7 protein-coding genes are annotated in these 10087 nt (G+C 43.3%); 4 read left to right on the top strand and 3 right to left on the bottom strand.

Going from position 1 to position 10087, the window contains the following annotated elements:
* Positions 1–111: 111 nt before the first annotated feature.
* Positions 112–630: an acetolactate synthase small subunit gene (gene ilvN / locus OSCI_RS03770; RefSeq protein WP_019487064.1), complete on the top strand. Its 519-nt coding sequence runs from the start codon at positions 112–114 to the stop codon at positions 628–630.
* A 294-nt stretch (positions 631–924) separates the two neighbouring features.
* On the opposite strand, the gene moaD is transcribed toward ilvN, so the two are convergent.
* On the bottom strand, positions 925–1185 hold the full coding sequence (gene moaD, locus OSCI_RS03775; RefSeq protein ID WP_007353535.1) for a molybdopterin converting factor subunit 1: 261 nt from the start codon (positions 1183–1185) through the stop codon (positions 925–927).
* A 62-nt stretch (positions 1186–1247) separates the two neighbouring features.
* A complete protein-coding gene (locus OSCI_RS03780; RefSeq protein WP_007353536.1) occupies positions 1248–4076 on the bottom strand; it encodes a hybrid sensor histidine kinase/response regulator in 2829 nt (942 codons plus the stop codon).
* A gap of 616 nt (positions 4077–4692) precedes the next feature.
* On the opposite strand from OSCI_RS03780, the gene OSCI_RS03785 reads away from it, so the two are divergent.
* Positions 4693–4980 (top strand): hypothetical protein, encoded by a 288-nt coding sequence (locus OSCI_RS03785; RefSeq protein WP_007353538.1) that lies wholly within the window; start codon positions 4693–4695, stop codon positions 4978–4980.
* Positions 4981–5417: 437 nt separating this feature from the next.
* Here the strand turns inward: OSCI_RS03785 and OSCI_RS03790 are convergent, their stop codons facing one another.
* Positions 5418–6794, bottom strand: coding sequence for a cytochrome P450 (locus tag OSCI_RS03790; RefSeq protein WP_007353539.1), 1377 nt, complete (start codon positions 6792–6794; stop codon positions 5418–5420).
* Between the two features lie 256 nt (positions 6795–7050).
* Here OSCI_RS03790 and OSCI_RS03795 point away from each other — a divergent pair, with 256 nt between their 5' ends.
* Entirely contained in the window at positions 7051–9264 is a 2214-nt protein-coding gene (locus OSCI_RS03795) for a transketolase (protein ID WP_007353540.1), read from the top strand.
* A 73-nt stretch (positions 9265–9337) separates the two neighbouring features.
* Positions 9338–9931, top strand: coding sequence for a Uma2 family endonuclease (locus tag OSCI_RS03800; RefSeq protein ID WP_007353541.1), 594 nt, complete (start codon positions 9338–9340; stop codon positions 9929–9931).
* Positions 9932–10087 lie beyond the last annotated feature (156 nt).

Consider the following 10087-nt stretch of genomic DNA (forward strand, 5'->3'; position numbering starts at 1 on the left):
CCCCCGAAGGGGTGGGAGTGTCAACACTCAGGATAAAATAACTACGTGCAGGTAAAATGGTTGTGCAGATTGGCTTCAACAGAACCGCACGCAGCAAGTCTTGATAGGAAAATGAAACATACTATTTCGGTTTTGGTTGAAGATGAAGCGGGTGTCCTCACTCGAATTGCTGGTTTATTTGCCCGTCGGGGTTTTAATATTGAGAGTTTGGCTGTTGGCCCGGCGGAGCAAGGCGGGTTTTCTCGGATTACGATGGTAGTACCGGGAGATGACCGGATTATTGAACAACTCACTAAACAGCTATACAAGTTAATTAATGTGCTGAAAGTGCAGGATATAACGGAAATTCCTTGTGTCGAGCGAGAATTGATGTTGATGAAGGTTAATGCTACTAGCGCGACGCGATCGGAGATTGTGGAATTAGCTCAAATTTTTAGAGCAAGAGTGGTGGATATTGGCGAAGATTCCCTGACTTTGGAAGTAGTGGGCGATCCGGGTAAAATGGTGGCAATTGTTCAGGTGTTAAATAAGTTTGGCATTAAAGAAATTGCTCGAACTGGTAAGGTTTCTCTGACGCGGGAATCGGGGGTAAATACTGAGTTTCTTAAGTCTTTGGAAGCGAAGGTTTGATTTTTTAACGGTTAACTGTTAACTGTTAACGGTTAACTGTTAACTGTGTTCAGGGAGAGTTGGAGCAGGTTTCCTGAATCTCTCATCCAATCTTAATTTTCACTCTCCCATCTACTACTAATAAATTCAGCAATTTAGGTGATTATAGCAACCGCCAAGACAGTTAGGGCACTCGCTTATAGCCCAAACCATTGATTCTCTTCCCCTCTTTCCCATCTCCCTCATCTCCCCCATCTCCCTCTCCCCTTCTTCCCCTAGCCCCTAGCCCCTAGCCCCTAGCCCCTAGCCCCTCTTTTAACCGCCACTGACGGGAGGGATAAGGACGACTTCATCGCCGTTTTGGAGGATAGTTTCAGGTGTGGCAAATTCCAGATTAACTCCAAAGCGAGTGCGATCGCGCCACTGTTCTAATTTGGGATGTTCTGCGATCAAACGTTCTAAGACTTGAGAGACAGAGGTTTGTGAGGGAATTTCTAACTGTAATTCCGGCTTACCGTAGACTTCTTGGTAAACGGCGAAGAGTTTAACAGTAATAGTTATCTGTGAGTTGGGCATTCTGCGATCGCGTTTAAGAACTATATTAATTTTAAAGGCGATGGCAACCAGGAAGCCACTCCCTATTTTTCTCCTCTGTAGGATACAATCAACTCTTTGATTTTTTTGACCTGATAGCTCATGGCTAACTGGCGCAACTCTATAGCAAAGGGCATAAATTTCTCATCCAACTTTTCTAGCTGTTCGCTACGCTTGAGAATTTCTTTGAGGTTGCCCTTCATTGCCAACTCAAACAGGATCTCAATTTCCTCTTTGGGGGGAGGAACTAGAGAGACAGAAACCGATGGAGGAGCAGAGGAAAGGGACATAACGCTTACTTCTTCCTGCTGTCTTTCTTCATAAATCCATTGAATTTTCAAATACTTCTGTAACATCTCAAATAGTTCCTCTGCCTGCACAGGCTTACCGAGAAAATCATTCGCTCCGCCCTTTAAACTTTTATGCTGGTCAGTAGCAAATACGCTAGCAGATGAGGCAACGATTACCACATCTTTATATTCTGGCGAATGGCGAAGGCGGCGCATCATCTCAAAGCCATCTAGCACTGGCATCACCAAGTCAGAGATGATTAGATCGAATTTAAACTCCGCTGCTTTTTCTAAACCTTCTTGGCCATTTTTAGCCTCTATGATTTCAAATCCAAGGGGTTCCAACAGATTGACAATGACTGAGCAGTTTTCCCATTTATCATCGACGACTAAGATTTTCTGCTTCTTACCTTTGTAGCCAATAATTTTCCCTCCTTTGGCAATTGTGGCTGTATTCGCCCAATCTAGCGCTTCAGGTAAGTCTAAATCTAGCCAAAAAACACTTCCTGCTCCTAACTGGCTTTTCACTTGAATCTTACTACCCATCATTTGCAGAATTTTCTGACTAATTGCCAAACCTAGTCCCGTTCCTTCCGCCTGACGCTTGGTATTTCCTACCTGTTCAAATGGCAAAAATATTTTATCTAATTGGTCTGGTGTCATCCCAACGCCAGTATCTTCTATTTGAAAGCGGATTTTGTGGATGCGCGAGAGGGGCTTTTGCTTATTGTTTTGTACTCCTTCATTTGTCACAACTTCCAGATATTCTACCTTAAAAGTTACCGCTCCTGAGTCAGTAAATTTAATTGCATTGCCTAGTAAGTTAAGAAGTACCTGACGCAAGCGTTTTTCATCAGCGTGGATGCCAGTAGCTAGTTCAGAACTTGGTTGATAAACAAAGGTAATACTTTTTTGTTCGGCTCGAATGCGGCTGATTTCTGCTACTCCTTGCAGAAAGGAAGGAAAATGAAAATCTTTGGGGTATAGCTCTAATTTTTGTGCTTCAATTTTAGCCAGATCTAAGATGTCATTAATCAGGGTTAGTAAGTGGGAGCCACACTGGTGCATGATGTCGATGCCTTCGAGTTCTTTCGGAGCCATCGTTTTCGATCTTTGCAAGATTTGAGCATAGCCTAAAATGCCATTGAGGGGAGTTCTCAATTCGTGGCTCATATTTGCTAAAAATTCGGTTTTAGCTTGGTTGGCGGCATCAGCATTTTTTTTAGCTTCTGTGAGTTGGGCGGTACGTTCTTCTACACGAATTTCTAGTTCTGAATTTGTCTTTTCGAGCGCCTTAAAAGATTCTCGTAACTGCTGTGCCATTAGGTTAAAAGACTGACCGAGAACTTCTAGTTCTTTGATACCTTTAATTTCCACATTGTTGTCTAAGTCTCCACTAGCAATCGCTCTAGAAGCTGCACTTAAATGAAGAATTGGGTTAGTAATCCAGCGTGCGGTTAAGATGCCAAAAATGGTAGCTAATGTCAAAGCTCCCAAACATAATAAAATTGTTGTTTGGGTATTAGTATTAATTTGTTCCATGAAGTCTGTTTCAGGAACAGCCACTACGATTAGCCAGTCTAAACCGCGAGTATCTTGATAAGGCAGTGCTTGCAAGAATTGTCGTTTACCATCAAGCCAAAAGTCAAGTTGTTCTCGCTGGTCGATATGTTTGAGGTCGCCAAAGCGTTGTTGTAATTGCTGTATAGCAGAGCGCAATAAAGGATCGTTGCTGTTAGCTGCATTGATGCGTTTCGCTTGCCCATTTTCTACTAAAAATGGCTGTTCTAGGGTAGAACTAGCAACGATTAGTCCCGAACGCTCAATGATAAAAGTTTGACCGGAGCGACCGATTTTTATGCTTTTGAGGAAGTCACTAATTTGGGTGAGGAAAAAATGGTCTGCAAATACCCCAATCACTTCTCCGTTATTGTCAATTAGAGGAACGCTAGCCGGCAACACCATTTCTGGGAAAGCATGATAGGAAAACACTTCACCCCAGACTGGTTTACCTGCTTTCACGGCGGCCACGTACCAAGGTCTTGCCTCGATATTGAAGTTGGCTTTTTCCTGAACTAGAGCGATCCGTTTTCCGCTCTTGGTGATATCATAAAATCGAATACTACCTCCTGTAAGTTTACCTGCTTCCATGATTTGCAAGGCATCTTTTTTGGGTTTTAATGCACCAATAAACCCATTATATTTTTGACTGCCAAACATAATGGAGCCTGCGGTAGGAAATAGTTGTACTTGCTGTCCGAAGTAGCGCTCTAGGCTTGCCAAGTCTTTAACATTAAGGTAGCCTAGTCGCACTGCTTTTAGGTTGATTTGATTGACTAGATGGGGAGCTTCTAAATATTCGTTGAGTTTCTGATTGATGCGCTCGGAAACTTCGCTGCGGAGTTGAGTGGCGACATTATTAACAGCTTCTTGTCCGTTGCGTACTGACAACCAACCTGTGAGGCCCACAGCAGCAAAGATTTGCAAGATAAACGGTACGACTAGGATCAGACGTAGGGAAACTTCTTTTTTTGGTAACGGTTTGATAATAAATTGGTTGCAGAAGTCTGTAACATTTATCAATGTTTCTCCAGAGATAATGGGTTGTGGGTTTACATTTTTCCCAGTATTTACTGAAACGAGGTTTAGGAAGTAAATCTTAAAAACTGCTCTATTTTTTATAGTGATTTTGTTAGCAGCCGCAGTGTTTTGGTAAGTATTACTACTTAAGGACTTCCCGCTCCCGCAATCGTAATTATAGCTATTTATGACGCTTATGAGCCTTGATATTGTTTCCAGAATTTGTAAAGTTTTATAGTAATTAGCAAACTAATTAGCAGTCTTATCTATATACATTGTCTGTTTACAGCTATCTGTAGGTTGTTCTTATTTTTACTTTACAAATTATCTTTAAGAGAGTGCAATCCAGGAAACTTGATATAATGTATAATTATAATATAGGCTCAAAAGTAAGCGCATCCGAAAGGTTGCAAGGGCGGCCGAATGCTGCTGCGCCTGGTAGAGGACTCAGGCGATCGCGCCACTGGTAGAGTCAGCAGACAATCAACTCCTGAAAAGTTATGTAACATTCACAAGAGTAAGTTTGATTTAATGAAGTAAAACTCAAGCTCAGAATTGTAGGAAGACTTGTGAAAATTGGTATAAGATTAATAGTGAATTGGGGATTATAGGTGAACTAATGGCGAGCAATGATTTTAAAGTTCTTCAAATTATAGAGGCTAAAGGTTGGTATGCTTTTGGCAGTACCAAACATAGCAATCACATTGAGAGATGGGTGAGGCCTGTGGTGTGTTGGGTGTTAATAGAAGATAAAAAAAAGCGTCGTATAGTTACTGCTACTACTAATTATCAAATCGATATTGATAATAAAGAGGTGGAGTTTTTCGCCCATGAAAGTGAGATCAGAGATGTAGAAAATCTTCCGAAGTCTGTCTCAGTATCGGAGTTTCTAAAGACGGAGGATTGAGGGGTAATGGCTAATTGCTAATTGCTAAGGGTAAGGTGGGCGCTCGCCGAAACCATATTAGCTACTCGTGACAAGATTTTTACGGCGATCGCCCACCCTACAAGTTATATAAGCATTTATTTATGTCGGACTACTTAATGGGTAATTGGTAATTACTAATTGCTAATGGGTAATATAGCGAGTGAATTTTGACTTCTGGGTTCTTTTGACTGACTCCCGTGACTCCCATTTCCTTTAAGTACCCTACAAATAGAAAGGGCGGAAGATGTTAGCCATAGCTAACACACTTCCGACCGCTCTGAATTAACAGGGTATGCATATCTGTCTTTTATTATTACAGGCAGGCTTTTGATTTCTCAAGTGGGCTATTGCAATTACCCACTTTTACGGAAAATCATTGCAATTCAAGGTATTCCCAGGAACTCCTATTTCCAATTTCAAACAACACTAGCAAAGGGTTGAGGGACTTCTGGGCGCATTCTTCGCCCTGCGATCGCCATCTTCACGCCGCCAGCGGGCCCTAAAGTTACGCCCCGACGCTTCGCACGCACGGGATGTTTATCGGCTAAGGCTAAGTTGTAATCGCGCAGGATTACGGCTAATACTAATTTCATCTCTAGTTGGGCTAATGCTAGCCCAATGCAGCGACGGGTTCCGCCGCCGAAGGGTAAATATTCGTAAGGGGAGAATTGCCTTTCTAAAAATCGTTCTGGTCTAAATTCCAGGGGATTTGGGTATAAATCCTCGCGGCGGTGTGTGAGGTAAATTGAGCCAACTACGGTTGTGCCAGGTTCAAGTTGATAACCCATTAATGAAACGGGTTCGCGCACTACTCGCGGAAATGTAAGCATTCCGACGGGATAAATCCGTAGGGTTTCATTGCAGACGGCGGTGAGGTAAGGTAGTCGGAAAATCGCCATTGGGTCGGGATTTTCGCCTAAACTGTCGATTTCTTGTAGTAATTTTTCGCGTACTGCTGGTATTTGGTGTATCCAGTAAAATGCCCAGGCTAAGGCGGTGGCGGTGGTTTCGTGTCCGGCGAAGAGTAGGGTTAGTAGTTCGTCTCGCAATTCTTCACGGGTCATGGGTTGCCCGTTTTCGTCGATCGCGCCCATCATTAAGCTGAGGATGTCGGTGCGATCGCACTCTGGTTGGGCTCTGCGTTCTTCTATTTCAGCAAATAGGAGTTCGTCAATTTGCCGTTGTCGCTGCATCATCCGCCCCCAGGGACTCCAAGGGCCTAAATCTTGCTGCATCCAGTCGAAAAATAGGATGCTAGAACTCAGGGGTGAACCTGTCATGTCTAGCATTTCGCCGAGAATTGGTCGGAGTTTTTGGAAGCGGGGCCCTCGATCTAGGCCAAAGACGGTGTGGAGGATGACGCGCATGGTAATTTCTTGCATGACGCTGCGGGTGGAGAAGGGTGTGCCGATCGCTTGGTTACTGATAACTTCGCTGGCGATCGCGCAAATTTTCTCGCTGTAATTCCGCATCCGATCTCCGTGAAAGGGTGGCATTAATAATTGCCGCTGGCGTTTGTGGCGATCGCCTGAAAGCAGAATCATCGAATTCTCCCCTAGCATGGGTTTTAAAATCCCGTTCGCCCTTCCAGGGGCCTCAAAAGCTGTGCTTGTGAGCATTTCCTGCATCCCTTGGGGGTTGCTAATCATTACGAAGGGATCTAGTTTTCCCCATCTAGTTGTAAAAATGTCGCCGTATTCTTTTGCATATCGATCCATATATGCCAATGGATCGCCGATCCATTGAATTAACTGCACGTAGGAGAAAGTTTTGGGGCCGTTAGGTAGTGTCATTTTGGTTACAGTTTTGTAATTGTTAGTTGTTAGTTGTTAGTTGTTAGTTGTTAGTTGTTAGTTGGTAATTGATGAGTGGTAATTGGTAATTGGTAATTGGTACCTTCCCCATCTTCCCTTCTTCCCCTCTCTACCTCTTTCCCTAGTCCCTAGCCCCTAGCCCCTAGCCCCTTCTTTAATGATGATTTTTTTGTAACAATCAAGTTATAGAATTAATTTTAAATTGATTTCATCCCAAATTTTAAGGTATTAAGGAATGACTGCAACTACTCCGAAGGCAACGTCAACAACTCCCGCTTTTTGCGAAGGTATCCAGTATTTTGGTGAGGCTGTGCCGGGTTTTGAGACTTATGGGAAAACTCCTGCGATCGCGGAGGGTGCTGGTGCGATCGCGGATGCTACCGATCCCGCCGCCGTCTTTCAAACTTTACTTGCTGCCGATGCTTTGCGCTACTTGACACTGCAAGTCACGGGAAGTAAAGCTTCTGGTCATCCGGGGGGTTTTGCTAGCCAAGCGGAGGCTTATGCAGCTTTAGTCATGCTGGGCCACAAAAACATTCTAACGGAAGTAGGGCATCACGCGCCAGGATTTTACAGTGCCATGTTTCTCGATCGCTCTTTGGAGGATATGGGCATTGAAACTGTGCAACAATTGCGCGATCGCTTTCGCGAACAGCACGGACTATTAGGCCATCTTTCCGGTTATATTCCTGGCATTTTAGCACCTGCTGGCCCCCTCGGTCAAGGGCAACATTTTGCTATGGCTGCTGCACTTTTACACCGCGATAAACTGTTTCCTTTCACAATGGGAGATGGTGGGATGGGGGAACCTTATCCTATGAGCAGTATGGCACATTTTCACACTGCTTATCCTAGCGTTACCAACTTTTTACCCGTATTAGTTTGGAACGGTTTTTCTCAGGAACATCATAGCATGGTTTCGACTAAAACTAATGCCGAAATGATTGCTTATTGGCAAGGAAATGGTTTTGAAGAAGTCATCTTAGTTGATGCTAAGGAGTTTGACGACAAGAATCAAGCGGGAGATTATATTGACAGCACTGCTTTTTCAATCGCACAACGGCTGGCCTTTACCCAGGCTGTTTTAGAGGCTGTCGATAAAGCTGCAAAATCAGCCTTGGGTGGTAAATTGACTGTATTTATCATCAAACAATTGAAAGGCGCAGGCGTTCACGCACGGGGTGCGAAATCGCACAATCTTTATCCCAAAGATACGCTGGAGAGTCAGCATATTATTGATGCTTTGAAAGGTCGTGCTTTATCTGTAGAAGCTTGGGAATTAGTACGGACAAACTGCGAACGTGCTGGCGGCGGCCCTGCTGCTAAAACTGCTGTTACTGAATTTCAATTACCCTTAGCAGATTTAGGAGAATTGCCTTTAGAAGAGTATACCGTTGGCGGTGAAGCCAAGGTTTCCACAACCGCAATGGGGCGCTTAGTTGGTAAAGTCGGAGAACGCGATCGCACTTTTATTGTTACCAATGCAGATGGCAATGAAGCATCAGGAATTGCCAACATTAACCAAGCCTTGAAGATTATTCATCCTACCACAGATGACTTATACAATCAATCACCAAACGGTCAAGTTTACGAACCATTGAGTGAAGATGCTTGTGCAGGTTTAGCCGTTGGCTTATCGCTAATGGGAGCGCGTAGTTTGTGGTGTTCTTACGAATCTTTCGCCATTAATGGCTTACCAATTTGGCAAACAGTCACCCAAGCAATGGCAGAATTACGGCGACCAACTCCGGCTACTATTACCTTATTTACTGCCGGTGCATTAGAACAAGGTCGTAATGGTTGGACGCACCAACGTCCAGAGATTGAAGCTTATTTTGCCGCCATGATGCGGAATGGCAATGTATTTCCTTTGTTTCCCCCGGATGCTAACAGCATTCAAGTCTGTTATGATTGGGCTTTAACAGCTAAGAATAAGGGAATTGTGATTACTGCCAGTAAGTCACCCTTGCCAATTCGTACCACCTTTGAACAGACAAAACAAGGTTTAGAAAAAGGTGGCGTTGTACTGCAAGAAATTGCCGGGAAGAAGACCGTTGTATTTGCCGCGATCGGCGATATGACACTAATTCCTGTATTTGAAGCAGCAGCAGCTTTAGAAAAAGAAGGTATCGGTTCTCGGATTATTTCTATAATTAATCCTCGGCGTTTGTACCGTTCTGCTGATGTTGCTTGGGATACTTGTTCGGAACCCGATGGCGGTTTTATCAGCGATGCGGACTTTGAGAAAATGTTTGACGGTGATGCGTTAATTGGCGTAATTGGTGGTGCATCGGGGATGTTGGAACCAATTATGTTACGGAGTAATAGCAAGCGTGATACTTTCGCCTGGAAACGGGGAGAAACTACCGCAACAGCAGGACAATTGATGGCCTTTAATGGGTTGACTGCTGAGGCGTTGAAAAAACGCGCTATTGAGTTAGCTGATTAAGTTATAATGTGAGTAAATACCCCTGCCTAGTTTTTACTAGGTGGGGTTAGCCAGATTCAAATAGGCTATAACTATGACAACACAACTTTTAGAAGAAATAGGTACGCTTACAGACCAGCGATTGGTTCTCCCCAGTTATTATACTTGGGAACAATTTGAGGCGATCGAACTTTTAATGGCGGATACGCCGGGATTGCGAATCACTTATTTAGATGGGTTTATAGAGTTTATGACACTTGGAGAACAACATGAAACTATCAAGAGTCTTTTAACTATATTTATAGCACTTTATTTTTTTGAGCAGGGAATTGAATTTATCCCCGTAGGAAGTGCAACTCGCAGAGATAAAGCAAAAGAGGTCTCATTTGAGCCAGATGAGTCTTATTATATAGGAGGAAAGAAAGAGCATCCCGATTTAACTCTTGAAGTAATAATTACCAGCGGTGATTTAACAAAATTGTTAAAGTACAAGCGATTGAGAATTACTGAAGTCTGGTTTTGGGAAAATAATCAGCTTTCTGTCTACCGACTTCGAGGTGATGATTATGAGCAAATTTCAAGAAGTGAGTTTTTACCGGAGTTGGATTTAGATTTGTTGGTGCGTTGTGTTTTAATGCCTTCAAGAATTGAGGCGAGGAATGAGTTTATCAAGGGAATTCGGCATTAGTAATGACGTTAAGTGGGAGTAGGTAAATGAATCTAATAATCCTACAAAATTCTAGCCGAATTGCGGATGAAGATAGATTTTCAACTTCAGCTTTAATTGTCATCACTACTAAAGTTGTAGGTTTCGCTACAGGTAAGTAAATCCACTTAATTAAAT

The organism is Kamptonema sp. PCC 6506, assembly GCF_000180455.1.
GTDB classification, from domain to species: domain Bacteria; phylum Cyanobacteriota; class Cyanobacteriia; order Cyanobacteriales; family Microcoleaceae; genus Kamptonema; species Kamptonema formosum.

Bases quoted from the DNA above. Each gene is read 5' to 3' on its own strand.
- ilvN (WP_019487064.1), top strand. From the start codon at position 112: ATGAAACATACTATTTCGGTTTTGGTTGAAGATGAAGCGGGTGTCCTC.
- moaD (WP_007353535.1), bottom strand. From the start codon at position 1,185: ATGCCCAACTCACAGATAACTATTACTGTTAAACTCTTCGCCGTTTAC.
- OSCI_RS03785 (WP_007353538.1), top strand. From the start codon at position 4,693: ATGGCGAGCAATGATTTTAAAGTTCTTCAAATTATAGAGGCTAAAGGT.
- OSCI_RS03790 (WP_007353539.1), bottom strand. From the start codon at position 6,794: ATGACACTACCTAACGGCCCCAAAACTTTCTCCTACGTGCAGTTAATT.
- OSCI_RS03795 (WP_007353540.1), top strand. From the start codon at position 7,051: ATGACTGCAACTACTCCGAAGGCAACGTCAACAACTCCCGCTTTTTGC.
- OSCI_RS03800 (WP_007353541.1), top strand. From the start codon at position 9,338: ATGACAACACAACTTTTAGAAGAAATAGGTACGCTTACAGACCAGCGA.